Raw genomic sequence first — 20,065 nt, 5'->3', positions numbered from 1 at the left:
GCTGGGCCCCTTATCTGAATCCGGCCGGAGTCTGACGCTCCAGGCTATCCCGGGAGCCGTGGGCGTCCCGTGCGCCGCGGGCTCAGTCCTGGTCCGGCGCGGCCGGCGCCACCATGAGGGTGGTGCGGCGCGGGTTGGCGGTGACGGACGGCAGCTCCACCGGGTGCTCCGGGCGCTCGGCGTCGAACAGGCCGGTGCTGTCCGCCCGGTGCGCGAGCGTGGTGCGGCGCGGGTTGGCCGTCTTCCGCGGGGCGGGGCGGGTGGGGCGGTTGGGCTTGGAGGTGGTGGTCACTGGAGTGCCTCGTGTGGTCGGGGTGACGGGCAGATGCGCAAAGGACCAGGCTAGGCGCGCCTTTCCCCGGCCTAGCGGAGAGAAAGCCGGGAGTCACCTGTGAGTTTGCTCACGAATCTCGCGGCAAAAGCCGCAAAACCGGCGCGCGAACAGGCCGAACGAAACGGGACATCGCAGGACTGAACCTGACGTTCCGCTCCTGATCATGGCGACTGGGACAGTCGGCGTCCTTCGAGGCGGCGAGGGTGACTCATCCACCTACGCCCGATATAAAGACCCCCGTCATCCACGCTGCGTCACCATGCCGGGAACACTCCGTGACCGGGCGCCGGGCGCGGTGCACCGGCCTTGTTGGGAGATCCGGCACTGTGCTGGAATTCCACGGACCGCCAGGGGGGCACCGCGGTCCCCCCACGACTCGACATCGTCCCTCCGCTCACCCGGTGGGGCGCCTGGTCCAGAGGTTGCGACGCTAGTGCAGGGACGTTTCAAGAGGGACAGCAACGCTGCGGCGGAGAAGGAGCCGCGCGGTGCTACCGACCGCGGCACGTCCGTCGACGCGCCGAACGGTGGCGAACCCGCCGAACGGCCGAAGGCGAAGGGCCCCAGCGGGCCGGGCTCACGAATAGCCCTGCGCAACTGGCGCATTTCGACCCGCCTCGTCTCGCTGCTCACCCTCCCCGTCGTGGCCGCGACGGCCCTGGGTGGTCTGCGCATCGAGGACTCGCTCAAGAACGTCGACCAGCTCGACCACATGAAGCTGCTGACGGACATGACCGGGGCGGCCACCGAGCTGGCCGGCGCGCTCCAGGACGAGCGCGACCGCTCCGCCGGTCCGCTCACCAGCGGCGACAAGAAGAACGACGACGTCGTCGCCTCCCGGCAGAAGACCGACCGGGCCATCAAGGACTTCGTGGACGTCACCGCGAAGGTGAAGGCCGACGACGACCAGATGGTCGGGGTGTCGGCCACCCTCGTCGACATCAGCCGGCAGCTGAAGAAGATCGGCGAAATCCGGAAGACCGCGTACCACAAGGACAGCTACATCTCCCAGACGGTCAGCGCCTATAACCGTCTGGTCACCTCGCTGCACGGGCTCTCCCAGGACATGGCCCAGGCGTCCAGCAACGCCGACATGATCTCCGCGACCCGTGCGCTGGCGACCTTCTCCTCCGCCAAGGAGTACGCCTCCATCCAGCGCGCCGTCATCAGCGCCGCGCTCGCCGCCCCGGGCGGCCCCCGCCTCACGGAGAACGACCGCCAGTACGGTCACTCGGCCACCTACGAGGAGGGCGAGGCCCTCTCCCGCTTCACCGCCATCCACGGCGACCGGGACCGTGAGCTGATGCAGGCGCTGAACGGCAGCCAGACCGAGATCGCCGCCGCGCAGACCTATGCGGACCGGGCACTGACCAACCCCGAGCTGCTCAAGACCGACCCCAAGAGCTACCGCGACTGGTTCGACCAGGACACCACCAAGCTGGACGAGATGCGGCGCATCGAGGCCACGCTCCTCAGCCAGATGGAGCAGAAGGCCGCCGAGCTGCGCGACGACGCCCAGCAGGACGCCATCTTCAACGCCGCCCTGATCGTCCTCGTCCTCGGCATCTCGCTGGTCGGCGCCTTCGTCGTGTCCCGGTCCATGGTGCGCTCGCTGCGCCGCCTCCAGGACACCGCCCAGAAGGTCGCCCACGACCGGCTGCCCGAGCTCGTCAAGCAGCTCTCCGAGGCCGACCCGCAGGACGTCGACACCTCCGTCGAGTCCGTCGGCGTCCACAGCCGCGACGAGATCGGCAAGGTGGCCGCGGCCTTCGACGACGTGCACCGCGAGGCGGTCCGCCTCGCCGCCGAGCAGGCCCTCCTCCGGGGCAACGTCAACGCGATGTTCACCAACCTCTCGCGGCGTTCCCAGGGCCTCATCCAGCGTCAGCTGTCGCTCATCTCCGAACTGGAGTCCCGCGAGGCCGACCCGGACCAGCTCTCCTCGCTCTTCAAGCTCGACCACCTCGCGACCCGTATGCGCCGTAACGGTGAGAACCTCCTCGTTCTCGCCGGTGAGGAGCCGGGCCGCCGGTGGACCCGCCCGGTCCCGCTGGTCGACGTCCTCCGCGCCGCCGCGTCCGAGGTGGAGCAGTACGAGCGCATCGAGCTGACCGGCGTGCCGGCGACCGAGGTCGCGGGCCGCGTGGTCAACGACCTCGTGCACCTCCTCGCCGAGCTGCTGGAGAACGCGACGTCGTTCTCCTCCCCTCAGACCAAGGTCAAGGTCACCGGTCACGCGCTGCCCGACGGCCGCGTCCTGGTCGAGATCCACGACACCGGCATCGGCCTGTCCGCCGAGGACCTGGCCGCGATCAACGAGCGGCTCGCCAGCCCGCCCACCGTGGACGTCTCCGTCTCGCGGCGCATGGGTCTGTTCGTGGTCGGCCGCCTGTCCCTGCGGCACGGCATCCGCATCCAGCTCCGGCCGTCCGACTCCGGCGGCACCACGGCGCTCGTCATGCTCCCCGTCGACGTGGCCCAGGGCAACAAGCGGCCCGGCCCCGGCGCCCCGGGCGGTGCCCCCGGCATGCCCGGCGTCCCCGGCGCGCCCGGCGGCGGGATGCCGGGCCTGCCCGGCGGCGGCGCGCCCGGTGCGCCCGGTGCCCCGGGTGCCCCCGGCGGCCCGGCGGGCCCGTCCATGTCCAAGCCGGCCCCGTCGCTGCCCGGCGGCGGCGCCCCGCAGCAGGGCGGCGCCGCGGACGCGGCCGCCGGCCCGCGCCCGCCGATCCCCTCGCGGACCGGCGGCAAGACCAAGAGCGGTCTGCCCACCCGCGTCAAGGGGTCGGCCCCGGGCGCCGGCGCGCCGACCGGCGGTCCGAGCCTCTTCGAGTCGCCCAACCCGCCCTCCGCGTCGGACCGCAAGGCCGACGACGGCCGCCCGCCGCTCCCGGCCCGGGGCGGCAAGCGCCCGGCCGTCATCGCCCCGGTGGGCAAGCTGCCCAAGCGCGGCGCGGCCGACGCGCCCCGCGGCGGGAACGGCGAGGGCGCCGGCTCCGGCCTGCCCACCCGTCCGGCACCGAGCTGGGGCAGCGACAAGCCCGCCGCCCCGGCGGCCCCGGCGGACGACTGGCCGCTCGCCTCCGACTCCGGCCGCGCCGCGCGGGAGACCCCGCGCGGCCACGAGCAGGGCGCCGCCCCGGACGCCTTCGCCGGCCCCGGTGACACCGGCCGGTTCGCGCGGCCCCAGGCCGACGAGGCGCCGGCCACGGGCCACGAAGACCCGCAGACCACCGGCCAGTTCGCCCGGCCGCAGGCCGACCAGGCGCAGACCACCGGCCAGTTCGCCCGCCCCCGGGCCGACGAGCCGCAGACCACCGGCCAGTTCGCGCTGCCCGGCGACGAGGGCGCACGGCCTTCCGACACGGCGCAGTTCCCACAGCTCGCGCCGGTGCCGGACAACAGCACCACCGGACAGGGCCCGCTGCCCGAGGACCCGGCCGCCACCGGCTCGTACCCGCGCCTCGCGCCGGTGCCCGAGCCGGAGAGCCGCACCACCGGGCAGACCCCCCTGCCGGGCACCGGACAGCCCACGGACACCGCGCAGTTCCCGCAGCTCGCCCCCGTGCCCGAGCCGGGCGCCGGGACGCCGCCGGCGGGCACCCCGCTCTTCCAGGAGCTGGAGTCGCACTGGTTCCCCGGCGAGGAGAACCGGCCGGCCGACGGGCAGCAGCGGCTGCCCCGGCGCGAGCCGCGCCGCGACCCGCTCACCGGCGGTGCGCCGGCGGGCGACGGCACCGCGCCGCAGGGCTGGAACGAGTCCCCCAACGACGCGCGCTGGCGCCGGGCCGAGCAGCTGCGCGAGCCCCTCGCCGGCGGCACCACCACGTCCGGTCTGCCGCGCCGTGTCCCCCGTGCCAACCTCGTGGAGGGCACGGCCCAGCAGCAGTCCCTGCCCGGAGGCCCGCAGGTCTCGCGCGCGCCCGACGACGTGCGCGGCCGCCTGACCAACCTCCGCCGCGGCATCCAGCAGGGACGCCAGGCCGGCACCGGGCCGGCCACCGGTAGCAACAACAACGTTGGCCCCACCTACCAGCAGGAGCGTTAGTTGAGTCCGATGAGCCAGGCGGCGCAGAATCTGAACTGGTTGATCACCAACTTCGTGGAGAGCACCCCGGGGGTGTCCCACACGGTGGTGGTGTCCGCCGACGGACTTCTGCTCGCCATGTCCGAAGGGTTCCCCCGGGACCGCGCGGACCAGCTGGCGGCGGTGGCCTCCGGCCTGACCTCGCTGACCTCCGGCGCCAGCCGGATCTTCGAGGGCGGCGCCGTGAACCAGACCGTGGTGGAGATGGAGCGCGGCTTCCTCTTCATCATGTCGATCTCGGACGGTTCCTCCCTGGCCGTCCTGGCGCACCCGGAGTGCGACATCGGCCTCGTGGGCTACGAGATGGCCCTCCTGGTCGACCGCGCGGGCACCGTCCTGACGCCCGACCTCCGCGCCGAACTGCAGGGAAGCCTGCTGAACTGACCGTACACACACCGCAAATCCCGTCCGACCGTACGGCCGAAAGCTCCCACCGGCCCCCGCTCGACGGCATCATTGCCTTCCTGCTGTCCCGCCCGGAGGATTCATGACCCCGCCCGTCTCGCCCGGCCCGTACGGCGCATCGCACCATATGCCGTACGGGAGTGAGGGCGATCAGCCACTGGTCCGTCCCTACGCCATGACGGGCGGCCGGACCCGGCCGCGCTACCAGCTCGCCATCGAGGCACTCGTCAGCTCGACGGCCGACCCGTCCCAGCTGGGGACCCTGCTCCCGGAGCACCAGCGGATCTGCCACCTGTGCCGCGAGGTCAAGTCGGTCGCGGAGGTCTCCGCGCTGCTGAACATGCCCCTCGGGGTGGCGCGGATCCTGGTCGCGGACCTGGCGGAGGCCGGCATGGTGGCGATCCACCAGCCGGGCGGCGGCGGCGAGACCGGCGGAACGCCGGACGTGACACTGCTCGAAAGGGTTCTCAGTGGACTTCGGAAGCTCTAGCGGGAACGCCGGCCGCTCCACCACCTCCGCGAAGATCGTGGTGGCCGGCGGCTTCGGCGTGGGCAAGACCACCTTCGTCGGCGCCGTCTCGGAGATCAGCCCGCTGCGCACCGAGGCCGTGATGACGTCCGCGTCCGCGGGCATCGACGACCTGAGCCACGTCCAGGACAAGACGACGACGACCGTCGCCATGGACTTCGGCCGCATCACCCTGGACGACGACCTGATCCTGTATCTGTTCGGCACGCCCGGGCAGGACCGGTTCTGGTTCATGTGGGACGACCTCGTCCGCGGTGCCATCGGGGCGGTCGTCCTGGTCGACACCCGGCGGCTCGCCGACTGCTTCCCGGCGGTCGACTACTTCGAGAACAGCGGCCTGCCGTTCGTCATCGCCCTCAACGGGTTCAACGGCGAACAGCCCTACGCTCCCGAGGAAGTGCGCGAGGCGCTGCAGATCGGCCCCGACGCGCCCATCGTCACCACCGACGCGCGGCACCGGAACGAGGCGAAGAGCACGCTCATCACGCTGGTCGAGCACGCGCTGATGGCCCGTCTCAAGTAATCCGCGTCAAGTGACCGCAAAAGCGCGGAAGATCGAATTCCGGCGGGCTGTGGGATTGGCCACGGCCCGCCGCCGCGCTTCATAACGTTTCGACAGTGAATTGACCCGCTCGCGACAGGACGGCAGCACGGTCCGCGTTCGCCCGCTTCCGCTGCGCGCACGAACGGCCCGCCTTTTGGCGCCGCTCGCTCTTAATGCCCGTTTTATGTCGCGTCCGTCGCGCCGGGCACCGGCTCCGCCCGGTGTTTGGAACGCGCCTGCCCGGCGTGCTGGAATTTCCCGAACTGGGCCGTCGACGGTCCAGCCGAAAGACGGCACGACCCCCCGTGCCGGCGCCGAGAGGTTGTTGGACGAGTGAGGCGAAGAAAGACAGGCACCGCGCAGCAGGCACGAGACGCGCGGGGCAACTTCACACCACCGTCACAGGCGGCGTCCTCCCCCGGCGCCCCCGAGCCCGTCGCCGTGCCCCAGGGCGAGGGCGGCCGCTTCTCGCCGCGCAACTGGCGGGTGGCCACCCGGCTGAACGCGATCCTCCTCATCCCGGTGCTCGTCGCCCTCGTCTTCGGCGGACTCGACGTCAAGAAGTCGGTCGACACCTGGACCGAGGCCGAGGACGCCGCGGACACCGCCCGCGTCGTGCGCTCCGCCGCCGACTACGCGCAGGCGATCCTGGAGGAGCGCGACGCGAGCGTCATCCCGCTGCTCTCCGGCGAGCGCGACGACGAGGCCGTCAAGAAGGCCCGCGAGACGACCGATTCGGCCCGCGCGGCCTTCGACAAGGCCGTCACGTCCATGCCGGACACCGAGAGCCTCCAGCGCCGTCTGAAGGCCGTCCGCGACGCCGAGCCGAAGCTTCCGGCCATCCGGAAGAACGCCTACCGGAGCGAGGCGGCCAAGACCGAGGACGCCTACGGCTCCATCCAGCGTCCGCTGATGGCCTTCACCAACGAACTCGGCCTGGGCACCGGCACCGTCACCTCCTACGGCCGCATGGTCTACGCGGTCTCGCTGGCGAAGGCCGCCGAGTCGCTGCAGCGCTCCATGGGCGCGCACCTGCTGGCCAGGCCCCAGATGAGCGCGAAGGACCGGCAGTTCCTGCTGACCTCCTTCTCCTCCTACAACTTCCTGGAGTACATTGCCGCGGACGAGTACCGCAGCGGCGGCTCCAAGGCCGACGTCCAGCGCCTGTCGGACACGCTGGCCGCCAAGGCGCAGTCGGACAAGCAGAACAAGGCCGCCCTGGCCATCATGTCCGGCGCCGACGACCAGCGGCTGGCCGCGCAGGGCATCACCGCCAAGAGCTGGTACGCCCTGTCCACCGGCAAGTTCGAGGCCTACCGCGACGTCGAGAAGTACCTGACCGACAAGGCCGTGGACGAGGCCGGCAAGGTCTCCGAGGACGCCCAGCGCGACGCCCTCGTCAACTCCTCGGTCATGGTGGTCGCCCTGCTCGCCGCGTTCTTCGTGGCCGGGCGCATCGCCCGCTCGATGAGCCGCAGCATGCGCCGGCTGCGCGGCGCCGCCTTCGAGGTCGCCGAGCAGCGCCTGCCCGCGCTGGTCGACCAGCTCTCGCGCACCGAGCCGGGCCGGATCGACACCCGGGTGCAGCCGATCCCGATCACCACCAAGGACGAGATCGGCGAGGTCGCCCGCGCCTTCGACCAGGTCCACCGCGAGGCCGTCCGGCTCGCCGCCGAGCAGGCCATGCTGCGGGGCAACGTCAACGCGATCTTCACCAACCTCTCGCGCCGCAACCAGAGCCTGATCGAGGGCCAGCTGGAGCTCATCACCGGGCTGGAGAACAACGAGGCCGACCCGGACCAGCTGGAGAACCTCTTCCGGCTCGACCACCTCGCCACCCGCATGCGCCGCAACGGCGAGAACCTCCTCATCCTCGCCGGCGAGGAGCCCGGCCGCCGCTGGGACCAGCCGATCCCGCTGGTGGACGTGCTCCGCGCGGCCTCCTCCGAGGTGGAGGCGTACGAGCGCATCGAGCTGGACGGCGTCCCGGAGGCCGAGATCCACGGCCTGGCCGTGACCGACCTCGTGCACCTGCTCGCCGAGCTGCTGGAGAACGCCACCACGTTCTCCTCCCCGCACACCAAGGTCCGCGTCACCGCGACCCGGCTGCCCGACGGCCGCGTGATGATCGAGATCCACGACAAGGGCATCGGGCTCACCCCCGAGGACTTCGCGGACATCAACCACCGGCTGGCCAACCCGCCGACCGTGGACGCCGCGATCTCCCAGCGCATGGGCCTGTTCGTGGTCGGCCGGCTGGCCATGCGGCACGACATCCGCGTCCAGCTGCGCCCCTCCGGCGAACAGGCCGGCACCACCTCGCTGGTCATGCTCCCCGAGCGCATCACGCACGGTGGCGGCGGCGAGGACGAGACGGCCGGCGACGACTTCACGGTCTCCCGCATCGTCCCCGAGCAGCAGGCCGCCCCGGCCGTGCCGGGCACGCGCACCGCGGCGGAACTCGGCTTCGACGACTCGCGCTACGAGGCGGCGCCGAACGCCGGCGACCGCGCGCTCGACCCGCTGGGCCGCTCGCGGCTGCGCGAGGAGCGCCGGGCGGCCCTGGAGGAGGCGCAGGCCCAGGCCGCGGCGCAATCCGCCCCGGGCGACCCGCTGTTCCCCGAGCAGCAGTCCCACGACTACCCGGCACCGCAGGCCCCCGGCCCGCACTCCCCCGCGCCGCACGACACCCAGCAGACCCCCTTCCCGTATACGGAAGGCGGCTACGCCCAGGGCGGCTTCACGGACCAGCAGACGTACGGCGACTACAACGCCCCGGCCGCGCAAGGCGAGTGGGCCGAGTCAGGTACGTACCAGCATGCGTACACGCCGGGTTACGGAGCGGAATCGGAATCTCAGCCGACCGCTGACACGGCCCAGCCGGAGCGCGTAGAGTTCGACCGTCCGGGCCCCGCCACGAGCGGCCCTCCCTCGCTGACCGGGTCCGGTCTGCCGCTGCGCGACAAGCGGTGGCAGCAGGCGGACACGGGCGAGGAGGCCACCAGGGACGGCGGAGCAGCGGACGGGTCCCGGCAGTCCGAGAGGGCGGACGAGGGCGGAGCCGCGGCGCAGTCGGCCAACGACGAGCGCTGGCACCGCGCCGAGCAGCTCCGGACGCCGAAGGCCGGTGGAATGACCTCCTCCGGTCTCCCCCGCCGGGTGCCCAGGGCCAATCTGGTCGAGGGCAAGGCGGCGGACGCCGCGGCGCAGCGACCGGGGCAGCCGCAGATATCCCGAGCACCGGAGGACGTCCGCGGCCGGCTCGCCAACCTGCGCCGCGGTGTCCAGCAGGGGCGCAGCGCGGGAACGGACTCCTCGGAGTTCCCCGCGATCACCGCGCAGGAGCAGCACCAGCAACACGACCAGGGCTTCGGCCCCGGCGGCACCTACGAGCAGGAGCGTTAGTGTGAGCCCGATGAGCCAGGCGGCGCAGAACCTGAACTGGTTGATCACCAGTTTCGTGGAGAACACCCCAGGGGTGTCCCACACCGTCGTGGTCTCCGCCGACGGACTCCTTCTGGCCATGTCCGAAGGGTTTCCGCGGGACCGCGCGGACCAGCTGGCGGCGGTGGCCTCCGGCCTGACCTCGCTGACCGCGGGTGCGTCCCGGATCTTCGAGGGCGGCGCCGTGAACCAGACCGTGGTGGAGATGGAGCGCGGCTTCCTCTTCATCATGTCGATCTCGGACGGCTCGTCGCTGGCCGTCCTGGCGCACCCGGAGTGCGACATCGGCCTCGTGGGCTACGAGATGGCCCTCCTGGTCGACCGCGCGGGCAACGTGCTGACGCCCGACCTCCGCGCCGAACTGCAGGGGAGCCTTCTCAACTAGCAAAGAGGCAGTGCGTTTCGCGCCACCGCGCCTTAAGGTGCGGTGGCGCGACCAGCAGCAGACAGGAAGCTCGGAGGAGGAGACGTGGCAACGCCCCCAGGCGGTTACCCGTATGGCAATGATCAGCAGGCAGGACTGCCGCTGAACCGCTTCAACTTCCCCTCCGCGCCCACGCCACGGGCCCAGCCCGAACCCCCGGCCGCCTACCCGCCCCCGCCCCCGGCGGCGGGCCAGGGCAGGGGCCAGCACCGGCGCCCCGGCGCGCCGGCCGGCAACAAGCAGAGCCCGCTGGTCCGTCCGTACGCCATGACCGGCGGCCGGACGCGGCCCCGCTACCAGCTCGCCATCGAGGCGCTGGTGCACACCACGGCCCAGCCGGACCGCCTCCAGGGGCAGTTGCCGGAGCACCAGCGCATCTGCCATCTGTGCCGCGAGATCAAGTCGGTCGCCGAGATCTCCGCACTTCTGTCCATCCCGCTCGGCGTCGCCCGAATCCTCGTCGCCGACTTGGCCGAGGCCGGGCTCGTCGCCATTCATCAGCCCGGCGGCGACGCGGCCGCCGGCGGCCAGCCTGACGTGACACTGCTCGAAAGGGTGCTCAGTGGACTTCGGAACCTCTAGCGGCGAGGCAGCCCGCTCCACCACCTCCGCGAAGATCGTGGTGGCCGGTGGCTTCGGCGTGGGCAAGACCACGTTCGTCGGCGCGGTCTCGGAGATCAACCCGCTGCGCACGGAGGCCGTGATGACGTCCGCGTCGGCGGGCATCGACGACCTCACGCACGCGCCGGACAAGACCACGACGACCGTGGCGATGGACTTCGGCCGTATCACCCTGGACCAGGACCTGATCCTCTACCTGTTCGGCACGCCCGGGCAGGACCGGTTCTGGTTCATGTGGGACGACCTCGTCCGCGGTGCCATCGGGGCGGTCGTCCTGGTCGACACCCGGCGGCTCGCCGACTGCTTCCCGGCGGTCGACTACTTCGAGAACAGCGGCCTGCCGTTCGTCATCGCGCTGAACGGCTTCGACGGGCATCAGCCGTATACGCCGGACGAGGTGCGCGAGGCGCTGCAGATCGGCCCCGACGCGCCGATCATCACGACGGACGCCCGTCATCGCAACGAGGCGAAGAGCGCGCTCATCACGCTCGTGGAGCATGCGCTGATGGCGCGCCTGCGGTAGGGATTCGCCCCACCCCCTCCCCCAGAGGGGCTGGGGCGTCGTTCCGGCGAAGCCGGAAGGGCCCGCACCCCCTCCCCGGGGCGCGGGCCCTTCGCATGCGTGCGGGCGTCAGCCCTGCCAGCTGTGGGCCGCCGTGAAGCCGGCGGACCGCTCGAGGCGCCGCCAGGTCGCCGCGGACCGCCGAGGCGCCGGCACGGCGGCCGCCCCGGCCGAGGCGCGGGCGAGCAGCACGGCCGTGACGGCGGCGAGCTCCTCGGGCCCGGCCTGGCCCTTCTCCACGCGGACGAGCGTGTCAGTCATGTCGCTTCGGTTCCTTCTACTGGGGCGGGTTGCCGTGCTTGCGCGACGGCAGGTCCGCGTGCTTGGTGGCGAGCATCGCCAGCGACCGGATGAGCACCTGCCGGGTCTCGACCGGGTCGATGACGTCGTCCACGAGACCGCGCTCGGCCGCGTAGTACGGGTGCATGAGCTCGGCCTTGTACTCCTTGACCATGCGGGACCGCATCGCGTCCGGATCGTCGGCCTCGGCGATCTGCTTGCGGAAGATGACGTTGGCGGCGCCCTCGGCGCCCATGACGGCGATCTCGTTGGTCGGCCAGGCGAACGTGAGGTCCGCGCCGATCGACTGCGAGTCCATGACGATGTACGCGCCGCCGTACGCCTTGCGCAGGATCACGGAGATCCGCGGCACGGTCGCGTTGCAGTAGGCGTAGAGCAGCTTGGCGCCGTGCCGGATGATCCCGCCGTGCTCCTGGTCGACGCCCGGCAGGAAGCCGGGTACGTCCAGAAGGGTGACGATGGGGATGTTGAAGGCGTCGCACATCTGGATGAACCGCGCCGCCTTCTCCGACGCCTCGATGTCGAGGACACCGGCGAGGGACTGCGGCTGGTTGGCGATGACGCCGACGACCTGGCCGTCGAGCCGGGCCAGGGCCACGATGATGTTGGTGGCCCAGCGCTCGTGGACCTCGAGGTACTCGCCGTCGTCGACGATCTCCTCGATGACCTTGCGCATGTCGTAGGGCCGGTTGCCGTCCGCGGGGACGAGGTCCAGCAGGGCCTCGCCGGTGCGGTCGGCCGGGTCCTCGCAGACGACCCGCGGCGGGTTCTCGCGGTTGTTCTGCGGGAGGAGCGAGAGGAGGTAGCGGACCTCCTCCAGGCAGGTCTCCTCGTCGTCGTAGGCGAAGTGCGCGACGCCGGAGGTCTCGGCGTGCACGTCCGCGCCGCCGAGCCCGTTCTGCGTGATCTCCTCGCCGGTCACCGCCTTGACCACGTCCGGGCCGGTGATGAACATCTGCGAGGTCTCGCGGACCATGAAGACGAAGTCGGTCAGGGCCGGCGAGTAGGCCGCGCCGCCCGCGCACGGGCCGAGCATCACCGAGATCTGCGGGATGACGCCCGACGCCTTGGTGTTGCGCTGGAAGATGCCGCCGTAGCCGGCCAGCGCGGAGACGCCCTCCTGGATGCGGGCGCCGGCGCCGTCGTTGAGCGAGACCAGGGGGGCGCCGGCGGCGATGGCCATGTCCATGATCTTGTGGATCTTGGTGGCGTGGGCCTCGCCCAGCGCGCCGCCGAAGATCCGGAAGTCATGGGCGTAGACGAAGACCGTACGGCCGTGGACGGTGCCCCAGCCGGTGATCACACCGTCGGTGTACGGCTTCTTGGCCTCCAGGCCGAACCCGGTGGCCCGGTGCCGCCGCAGCGGCTCGACCTCGCAGAAGGAGCCCTCGTCCAGCAGCAGATCGATACGCTCGCGGGCCGTCAGCTTCCCCTTGGCCTTCTGTGCCTGGGTAGCCCGGTCGCTGGGACCACGCCGAACCTGCTCGCGGATGGCGTGCAGCTCGGCGACGCGCCCGCGGACGTCACTCGCCTCTTCGGGCGCACCTTCGAGATTGCTCATGGATAGACGGTACGCGGCATCGCCTCCGGAACATCATGTCGACTCCGAACAAGGCTGTGCGCGATTTGGTGGGCAGGCGGTACAGAAAGCCACGGTCCCCTATCAGGAACCGGCGTGCGCCGGGGCGTCCCACGCTGTGGGTACTCCACAAAGGTGCGCGCTTTCCGCCGTGCACCCCGGGGCTTGACGGCCGCCCGGAGGTCCCCCGGCCCTAACCGGTCTCGACCTCGCAGCGGTGCCCCGCGCAGGCCGTCCCCGGCGTGATCGTCAGGCGCAGGGCCGCGCCGGCGGCCCGCACCCGTACGGACGCGTCGTGCGCCACGACCCGGCGGACGGGACGGTTCCAGACCAGCTCGACCGGAGCGCCCGAGCGCGGCGGCTCGGCGAGGTGGAGGACCGTCCGCGGGCCCCGCCGCCGTACGAGCACGGCGGCGGGCGCGGAGACGGTGAGGTCCGCCACCGTACCGGCGCGCCGGAAGGCGGCCGCCGTGACCCCGGCCGGCCCGAGCCGGACGGCCTGGCAGGCGGCCGAGTTGGCGAGGACGGTCCACCGGGCGCCGCCCGCCGCGGCCGCCACCTCGGTGGCGGACGCCCCCGGCAGCAGCACATAGACGTACGAGCCGGACACGGGGTCGGTGCCGTGCGGGTGCCGGAGCGTCAGGTAGCGCCGGGTGAGCGGCCGCGCCGAGCCCGCGGCGTTGACGTCCCGCCAGGCCCCGGTGCGGCTCTCGCGCAGGATGCCCAGCTCGGCGCCGCCGGGCAGGACCCAGCCCCCGTGCCCCTCCAGATGCACCCAGCGGACGCGGCGGAGGACCTCGTCCCGCCCGCGGTGGACCCGGCCGTCCACGGTCAGCCGCGGGTCGCCGTCCCGGCCGAGCGGCCGGTGCTCGACGACGGTCTCGACGGGGACACCGTCGCGGGCGGTGATCCCGGCGCCGAGGCAGACGACGGCGTCGTCCGTGAAGAACCAGGCCTTGTGCGCCTCCAGCGTGGAGGAGAGCCCCTTGAGGTGCTGGCCGACGACGGCGTACCTCCCGTCGGTGACCCCGCCGACCCAGCGCACGGCCGGTCTCGGCGCGCCCCAGGGGCCGCCCTCGCCGTCGGCGAGGCGCTTGGTGGAGACGGTGGTGCCGGGCATCCGGTACGGGTCGGCGGTGGGCCAGAAGCCGTCCCCGTACGGGTCCTCGCCGCCCGGCCCCCACCAGGTGAGCATCCCGGAGCCGGTGTGCCAGCCGCGCGGGTGCTCGCCGTTGCCGTTCTCGTAGTGGGCGACGCGGTCGGAGGCCATGGCGAGGCTCGCGGTCCAGCCCGGTCCGCGGTGGACGGCCCGGTCCATGGCGGGGAACAGCCGGTGTCCGGCGGGCGGGGGCGCGGGGGGCGCCGGCCCGTCGAGGACGGCCACGAGGCGCGCCAGGTCACCGGTGCCGAACTGCGCGTCGGAGAGGAGGGGTTGGGGGTCGCGGGCCGCCCAGCCCTTGACGAGCCCGTGCCAGCGGGCGCGTTCGCCGGGGTCCGCCCCGGCCGCGAGCAGCGCGATCGAGGCGATGAGCGCGTGGCCGCGCTGCCGGGCGCCCTGCGGGACGCCGCCGTCCGCGGTGAGCCCCCGGCTGACGGCCCGGCCGCAGACGGCGTCCAGCACCAGCCCGTCGTGGATCACCGGCGCGAAGGCCCGCTCGACGCTGTCGTGGACGACCCGGCGGCCCGGGCCGGTGACCTCCCAGGGGGAGCCGCGCAGCAGGGCGAGGAGCCGGCCGAGGCCGTCGAGCAGCACCTGCCCGTAGGTGCCGGTGTAGGCGACCCAGGTGTGCTGGAGGAACGATCCGTCGGCGTACAGCCCGTCGCCGTGGTCGACGAGGCGGAGGACCGGGGAGAGGGCGTCGCGGGCGAGGGCGGTGCGTTCGGCGGAGCCGCCGAGGACGCCGCGCAGGGCGACGACGCGGCAGAGGTCGACGCGGTTGGCGCCGGTGCTGGTCCCGGTGTACGCGCCGAGCACCGCGTCCGGGACGAAGTGGCCGACCGCGGCGAGCCAGTCGGCGCGGCGGGCGGGTCCGGCGGCGTCGTGGAGCAGGGTGAGCGTGTCGAGCAGCGCCCGGGGCGCGCCGATCTGCCACTCCCACCAGTTGCCGTACCGGGCGGCGCCCGCGTGGTAGGCGGTCGCGTGGAGGTGGTCGAGCCCGGCGAGGGTGTCGGTGAGGAGCCCGGCGTCCCCGGTGAGCCCGGTGCCGGGCTGGACGTACGCGCGGGCCATGGTCTGGAGCCGGACGCAGCTGAGGGTGATGCCGGCGGGCGGGTCGAAGGGCGCGTCGGGCCAGAGGGAGGACGGCCCGGGGCGCATCCGTTCCCGGTGGAGGCGGGCCTCGGCCCCGGTGCGGCGCAGGACGCCGGCGCAGGGCTCGGCGCCGGGGTCGAAGCCGGTGCCGAGCAGGAGGTCGCGCCAGCGCAGCCGGAGGGCGGTGAACTCGTCGGCGGCGGCGGCGCGTCGGGGCCGGACGAGGCCGAGGGCGCAGGCGGTCGCGGCGGTGAGGAAGCCGCGGCGGTTCCAGGCGGGAGGCATGACGGTCCTCGGGGTGGGTGCGACGGGTGCGGGCACCGTCCCACCCGGGAGGACGGCCCGCAAGAACCCGGGCCCCGCTCACCCACCGCAAGATGTTGAATCCTGAACCAGATCGCGCTATGGTCGTTCTCGTTGAACATTCAACAACCCCGACCCCGTCGACACCGACCCGCCGAGGAGAACGCCATGGGCCTCTTCACCCGCAAGTCCGCCGCCCCCGCCGCCCCCGCGGCGGTGACCGACCCCGCGCTGGCCGCCCTGACCGGCGACTACACGATCGACCCCGCGCACAGCAGCATCGGCTTCACCGTGCGCCACGCGATGGTCACCAATGTGCGGGGCACCTTCGCCGAGCACAAGGGCACCCTCCACCTCGACGGCTCCGACCCGTCGCGCTCCTCCGCCGCACTCGACGTGCGGATCGCCAGCGTGGACACCGGCATCAAGGACCGCGACGCCCACCTGCTGGGCGACGACTTCTTCTCCGCCGAGCGGTTCCCGCTGATGACCTTCCGCTCGACGGCCGCCGAGGCCCTCGGCGGCGACCGCTACCGCATCACCGGCGACCTCACCATCAAGGACGTCACCCGCCCGCTCGCCATCGACCTGGAGTTCAACGGCTCGGCCACCGACGTCTACGGCAACGAGCGCGTCGGTTTCGAGGGCTCCGCCGAGATCCTGCGCTCCGACTGGGGCCTGACCTGGAACGCGGCCCTGGAGGCGGGCGGCGTCATGGTCAGCGACAAGGTGAAGCTGACCTTCGACATCTCGGCGGTCCGCGTCCCGGCGCAGGGCTGACCTCAGGCGCTCCGCACCGCCCGGCGGCCGAGGTGCCGCAGGAGGTCCACGACCTCGGCGGCCCCCCGGCCGTCGGCGCGCGTGCTCAGCGCGATGTGGTGGTCGGGCCGGACGAGGACGAGCGCGTCCTCGCCGGCCCCGATCCCGTACGCCGCGCGGGCCGCGTCGCCGGCCGCGCAGGTGCGCAGCAGGCCGGGGCACCGCTCCCCCGCCTCCGCCAGGGCCGGCCCGCTCCCCCCGCCGAAGCCGAGCAGCGTGAAGTGCGGCCCGGCGAAGGCCTCGTGGAGCCGGCGGCCGTCGCGGGCCCGGCCGTCCGGCGCGCGCTCGCCCGCCTTCGGGCCGCCCCGGGCGAGGGAGCTCCACGGGTACGCGACGCCCAGCGTCGAGCCGTCGTCCGTGATCACGACCTCCGTCCCGACACCGGGGGTGCGCGTGCCCTCCATCGCCGCCCTCAGCCGTTCCCCGGTGAACTGCAGCGTCCAGGCGGCGACGGGCCGACGCTCCTCGTCGTAGCTGTCCAGCAGCGCCTCCCCCGCCTCCCCCCGGACCACGAGGGCCAGCTTCCAGCCCAGGTTGAAGGCGTCCTGGACGCCGGTGTTCATGCCGAGCCCCCCGGCGACGGGATGGACGTGCGCCGCGTCGCCCGCGAGGAAGGCCCGGCCGGCCCGGAAGCGTTCCGCCATGCGGGAGTTGACGCGGTAGAGGGAGAGCCAGGTCGGGTTGGCGAGCCGGACGCCGGGGACGCGGGCGTGCCGGTCGAAGAGCCGCTGGAAGCCGTCGAGGGACGGCGGCAGGACGCGGCCGTCGGCGTCCCGCTCCACCGAACTCTGCAACTGCCAGGCCCTCGTGCCCGGGATCGGCCACAGCAGCAGGACGCCGTCCTCGTCGAACCACTGGTGCCAGTAGTCCCGGTCGAGGCCGTCCGCCTCGACGTCCGCGACCCAGCCGGCCTGGTCCTCGCGCGTCTCGCCCGGGAACGCCACGCCGAGCGCGCGGCGGACGGCGCTGTGCCCGCCGTCGCAGCCGACGACGTACGCGGCGGTGATGCGGCGGCCGTCGGCGAGCGTGACGGTCGCGCGCTCCGCGTCCTGCGTCAACTCCGCCATCGCGCAGCCCGTTTCGACGTACACGCCGTACGCCGCGAGCCCCTCGCGCAGGATCTCCTCGGTGCGCCACTGGGGGATCCCCAGCCCGGTCGGGTACGGCACCTCGGGGGTGCTCCCGGCGCCCTCGTTGACGTCGGCGTCGTGCAGCGGGACTCCGCCGCGGTACTTGCGCAGCACCATGCGCCGGACGCCCGCGGCGTCGAACGCCGCCCCCAGGCCGAGGTCGGCGAAGACCTCGCGGGTGCGCTGGTTGGCGCCCTTGGAGCGCGAAGTCCGGTGCGGGACGGGCGACTTGTCGATGATCCGGACGGCCGCTCCGGCGCGGGCGAGGGTGCAGGCGAGGGTCAGGCCGGTGGGGCCCGCGCCCACGATCAGTACGTCGGTGTCGTTCATGGGCCCATGAAAGCCCGGCGGCCACCAAAAGTGCAACCGAGTAACAATTCTTTCCCGGTAACGCCGACGGTGGTACGGTGTCCGCATGACCACCGGCGAGACGGCGACGACAGGGCTTCGCGAACGGAAGAAGCAGCGGACGCGGCAGGCGCTCTCGGACGCGGCCATCGCGCTCTTCCTGGAGCACGGCTTCGACCGGGTGTCCGTCGCGGACGTCGCGGCCGCGGCGGACGTCTCCAAGCCGACGCTCTTCCGCTACTTCCCCGCCAAGGAGGACCTGGCCCTCCACCGCATCGCGGACCACCAGGGCGAGGCCGCGCGCGTCGTCCGCGACCGCCCGGACGGGCGGTCGCCGCTGGCGGCCCTCCGCGCCCACTTCCACGCGCGGCTGGACGCGCACGACCCGGTGACGGGCCTCTCCGACCACCCCGGCGTCCGGGCCTTCCACGACATGCTCTACACGACACCGAGTCTGCTGGCGCGGCTCGTGCGCTACGCGTCCCGCGACGAGGAGTTGCTGGCCGAGGCGCTGGGCGGGCCCGCCCCGGTCGCGCGCCTCGCCGCGGCCCAGATCGTGACCGTCCACCAGCGTCTCGCCCAGGAGAACTGGCGCAAGCTGGTCTCCGGCCGCCCGGTCACCGACGTCCTGCCGGAGGCCCACGCGGACGCGGATCTCGCGTACGACCTGCTGGGCACGGGCCTGGACGGACACTTCGAGGGGTAGCCCCCCGTCACCTCCCCACCCGCACCACGTCGAAGCGATCCACCCGCGCCCCGCTCTCGGCGAGAGCCGTCACGCGCAGGCGCGCCCGCCGCCCCGGCTCGGACTCCACCGCGAGGAAGGAGTAGCCCGTGTACCGGACACGCGACCACTCCACCGTCTCGCGGTGCTTGACCCGCCCCTTCTCCCAGAAGTACGAGGCGACATGGTCACGCTCGTGGACGTGCCCCTCGTAGCTGTCGGGAACGGGGAAGTCGTAGAGCGACTTCCCGGCACCACCGGCGGTGACGTAGACGATCCCGTCGCGCGACGAGTCGGCGGTCCCGCCGATCGGGACCTTGCGCCCCACCCGGCCCCGCCGGATCGCGTCCGTCCGCTCGTAGACGTGGTTGTGACCGTTGATGACCAGATCGACCTTGTGCTTCTCGAAGAGGGGGACCCAGGCGGCACGGACCCCGCCGTCCGAGGCGTGCCCGTTGGTCGTCGAGAAGGCGCAGTGGTGGAAGAAGACGACGATGAAGTCGATATCGCGGTGGGAGCGCAGCTCGCGGAGCCGCCGGTCCAGCCAGGCGGTCTGACGGCCGCCGCTGTAGCCGGTGTTGGCGGTGATCTCGTAGGAGACGTCGTTGGCGTCGAGGGCGACGACGCCGACGTTGCCGTAGACGAAGGAGTAGACGCCGGGCGAGCGCCGGTGGTCGAAGCCGTTGGACGGGAGGGCCCAGCGGGCGCTCTGGCCGCCGTAGCCGTTGGGCGAGTACCACGCCTCCATGTCGTGGTTGCCGGTGGTGACCATCCAGGGCACGGTCTTCGCGACCGACTCGGTCTGGGCGAGGAACTGGTCCCAGGTGCGGGCGTCGTAGACGTCGTCCGGCCGCCCGGAGCCGCTGTCGTCGGCGTAGCAGATGTCGCCGGCGTGCAGGTGGAAGGCGGGGTCCTGGCCCAGGATCAACTGGTCGTTGGCGAGGGCGTGGTAGCTGACGCCCTGGTCGCCGAAGGCGGTGAAGGTGAACTTCCCGGGCCGGGCCGGGGCGGTCCGGAAGGTCCCCGTGGCGGCCAGGTTGCGGGCGTCGGCGGGGTCGAAGCCGGTGTGGCCGACGCCGTAGTAGTACGTGGTGCCCGGGCGGAGGTTGTCCAGCGCCGCGTGCAGGTAGTACTGGTCGACGGCGGGCAGCTTCCTGGGCAGGGCCGGGGTGTGCAGGTGCCGCACCTCGGCCTCGATTCTGCGGCCGAGGTCCCAGGGGTGGAGCCCCACCCGGACGAAGGGCTTCCGGACGGCCAGGGGCACCTGCCAGGAGATCCGCATCTGCGTCTTCGGATCCGCGCCGAAGGCCAGGTGACGGCCGTAGGGGGCGACGAGCGCGCCGCTGACGCGGCCGGACGCCGGGGCGGTGACCAGCGTGGGACCGGCGGCGTACGCGGCGGCGCCCGGCCCGCCGCCGAGGAGCCCCGCGCCCGCGACCGCCCCCGCGCCGGCCATGCCGGCGCGCAGCACGCCACGGCGGGTGAGCCTGCTCCTGAGGTACTCGTGCTGCTCGGGCATGGTCATGCGCTCGGCGAGACGTTCGGGGATGCCTACCCGTGGTGTGTCCATGTCGCGAAACGTGCCAGGTATCGGCGGCCTCGTCACCTACTTCGGGTGAACTCTGCCTGACCGGCTGGCAATTTGTCCGCATGGTGGACGCGGT

The 20,065-nt window shown here is 72.9% G+C and carries 16 protein-coding genes; 10 read left to right on the top strand and 6 right to left on the bottom strand.

Annotated elements, in window-relative coordinates; translation table 11 throughout:
* Positions 1-82: 82 nt before the first annotated feature.
* Positions 83-292, bottom strand: a complete 210-nt coding sequence (locus AC230_RS18290; RefSeq protein WP_049717354.1) for a hypothetical protein — start codon at positions 290-292, stop codon at positions 83-85.
* Between the two features lie 475 nt (positions 293-767).
* Here AC230_RS18290 and AC230_RS18285 point away from each other — a divergent pair, with 475 nt between their 5' ends.
* The 8 genes from AC230_RS18285 (at position 768) to AC230_RS18250 (ending at position 10,908) form a co-directional block, all read left to right on the top strand.
* The gene (locus tag AC230_RS18285; RefSeq protein WP_049717353.1) at positions 768-4,379 is read left to right on the top strand and encodes a sensor histidine kinase; all 3,612 of its coding nucleotides are present in this window, start codon (positions 768-770) and stop codon (positions 4,377-4,379) included.
* Between the two features lie 9 nt (positions 4,380-4,388).
* A complete protein-coding gene (locus tag AC230_RS18280) occupies positions 4,389-4,802 on the top strand; it encodes a roadblock/LC7 domain-containing protein (protein ID WP_049717352.1) in 414 nt (137 codons plus the stop codon).
* Between the two features lie 103 nt (positions 4,803-4,905).
* A complete protein-coding gene (locus AC230_RS18275; protein WP_049717351.1) occupies positions 4,906-5,313 on the top strand; it encodes a DUF742 domain-containing protein in 408 nt (135 codons plus the stop codon).
* Positions 5,294-5,875, top strand: coding sequence for a GTP-binding protein (locus AC230_RS18270; RefSeq protein ID WP_078871356.1), 582 nt, complete (start codon positions 5,294-5,296; stop codon positions 5,873-5,875). Before AC230_RS18275 ends, AC230_RS18270 begins: the two co-directional genes overlap by 20 nt.
* Positions 5,876-6,229: 354 nt before the next feature.
* Positions 6,230-9,301 carry a nitrate- and nitrite sensing domain-containing protein gene (locus AC230_RS18265; RefSeq protein ID WP_049717349.1) on the top strand — a complete coding sequence of 1,024 codons (3,072 nt, stop codon included), beginning with the start codon at positions 6,230-6,232 and terminating at the stop codon, positions 9,299-9,301.
* A gap of 1 nt (position 9,302) precedes the next feature.
* Positions 9,303-9,725, top strand: a complete 423-nt coding sequence (locus tag AC230_RS18260) for a roadblock/LC7 domain-containing protein (RefSeq protein ID WP_049717348.1) — start codon at positions 9,303-9,305, stop codon at positions 9,723-9,725.
* An 84-nt stretch (positions 9,726-9,809) separates the two neighbouring features.
* A complete protein-coding gene (locus AC230_RS31225; protein ID WP_078871355.1) occupies positions 9,810-10,346 on the top strand; it encodes a DUF742 domain-containing protein in 537 nt (178 codons plus the stop codon).
* On the top strand, positions 10,327-10,908 hold the full coding sequence (locus AC230_RS18250; protein WP_049717346.1) for a GTP-binding protein: 582 nt from the start codon (positions 10,327-10,329) through the stop codon (positions 10,906-10,908). Before AC230_RS31225 ends, AC230_RS18250 begins: the two co-directional genes overlap by 20 nt.
* A gap of 108 nt (positions 10,909-11,016) precedes the next feature.
* Here the strand turns inward: AC230_RS18250 and AC230_RS18245 are convergent, their stop codons facing one another.
* The 3 genes from AC230_RS18245 to AC230_RS18235 form a co-directional block, all read right to left on the bottom strand.
* Positions 11,017-11,208, bottom strand: a complete 192-nt coding sequence (locus tag AC230_RS18245; protein ID WP_049717345.1) for an acyl-CoA carboxylase subunit epsilon — start codon at positions 11,206-11,208, stop codon at positions 11,017-11,019.
* Positions 11,209-11,224: 16 nt separating this feature from the next.
* Positions 11,225-12,808 (bottom strand): acyl-CoA carboxylase subunit beta, encoded by a 1,584-nt coding sequence (locus tag AC230_RS18240; RefSeq protein ID WP_049717344.1) that lies wholly within the window; start codon positions 12,806-12,808, stop codon positions 11,225-11,227.
* Positions 12,809-13,019: 211 nt separating this feature from the next.
* The gene (locus tag AC230_RS18235) at positions 13,020-15,362 is read right to left on the bottom strand and encodes a polysaccharide lyase 8 family protein (RefSeq protein ID WP_049717343.1); all 2,343 of its coding nucleotides are present in this window, start codon (positions 15,360-15,362) and stop codon (positions 13,020-13,022) included.
* Positions 15,363-15,548: 186 nt separating this feature from the next.
* On the opposite strand from AC230_RS18235, the gene AC230_RS18230 reads away from it, so the two are divergent.
* Entirely contained in the window at positions 15,549-16,160 is a 612-nt protein-coding gene (locus AC230_RS18230; protein WP_049717342.1) for a YceI family protein, read from the top strand.
* A gap of 2 nt (positions 16,161-16,162) precedes the next feature.
* Here AC230_RS18230 and AC230_RS18225 read toward each other — a convergent pair whose 3' ends face one another.
* Positions 16,163-17,659 (bottom strand): FAD-dependent monooxygenase, encoded by a 1,497-nt coding sequence (locus tag AC230_RS18225; RefSeq protein WP_049717341.1) that lies wholly within the window; start codon positions 17,657-17,659, stop codon positions 16,163-16,165.
* An 85-nt stretch (positions 17,660-17,744) separates the two neighbouring features.
* Here AC230_RS18225 and AC230_RS18220 point away from each other — a divergent pair, with 85 nt between their 5' ends.
* Positions 17,745-18,383 (top strand): TetR/AcrR family transcriptional regulator, encoded by a 639-nt coding sequence (locus AC230_RS18220; protein ID WP_049717340.1) that lies wholly within the window; start codon positions 17,745-17,747, stop codon positions 18,381-18,383.
* Between the two features lie 7 nt (positions 18,384-18,390).
* Here the strand turns inward: AC230_RS18220 and AC230_RS18215 are convergent, their stop codons facing one another.
* Positions 18,391-19,971 (bottom strand): purple acid phosphatase family protein, encoded by a 1,581-nt coding sequence (locus tag AC230_RS18215; protein ID WP_049717339.1) that lies wholly within the window; start codon positions 19,969-19,971, stop codon positions 18,391-18,393.
* Between the last annotated feature and the right edge of the window lie 94 nt (positions 19,972-20,065).

The organism is Streptomyces caatingaensis, from assembly GCF_001187435.1.
Taxonomy (GTDB): domain Bacteria; phylum Actinomycetota; class Actinomycetes; order Streptomycetales; family Streptomycetaceae; genus Streptomyces; species Streptomyces caatingaensis.
This window is presented reverse-complemented; position numbering and strand designations above follow the sequence as displayed.

Excerpts from the sequence above, each read along its gene's own strand:
- AC230_RS18215 (WP_049717339.1), bottom strand. The coding sequence starts at position 19,971 with ATGGACACACCACGGGTAGGCATCCCCGAACGTCTCGCCGAGCGCATG.
- AC230_RS18245 (WP_049717345.1), bottom strand. The coding sequence starts at position 11,208 with ATGACTGACACGCTCGTCCGCGTGGAGAAGGGCCAGGCCGGGCCCGAG.
- AC230_RS18275 (WP_049717351.1), top strand. The coding sequence starts at position 4,906 with ATGACCCCGCCCGTCTCGCCCGGCCCGTACGGCGCATCGCACCATATG.
- AC230_RS18280 (WP_049717352.1), top strand. The coding sequence starts at position 4,389 with ATGAGCCAGGCGGCGCAGAATCTGAACTGGTTGATCACCAACTTCGTG.
- AC230_RS18235 (WP_049717343.1), bottom strand. The coding sequence starts at position 15,362 with ATGCCTCCCGCCTGGAACCGCCGCGGCTTCCTCACCGCCGCGACCGCC.
- AC230_RS18220 (WP_049717340.1), top strand. The coding sequence starts at position 17,745 with ATGACCACCGGCGAGACGGCGACGACAGGGCTTCGCGAACGGAAGAAG.
- AC230_RS18240 (WP_049717344.1), bottom strand. The coding sequence starts at position 12,808 with ATGAGCAATCTCGAAGGTGCGCCCGAAGAGGCGAGTGACGTCCGCGGG.
- AC230_RS18230 (WP_049717342.1), top strand. The coding sequence starts at position 15,549 with ATGGGCCTCTTCACCCGCAAGTCCGCCGCCCCCGCCGCCCCCGCGGCG.
- AC230_RS18225 (WP_049717341.1), bottom strand. The coding sequence starts at position 17,659 with ATGAACGACACCGACGTACTGATCGTGGGCGCGGGCCCCACCGGCCTG.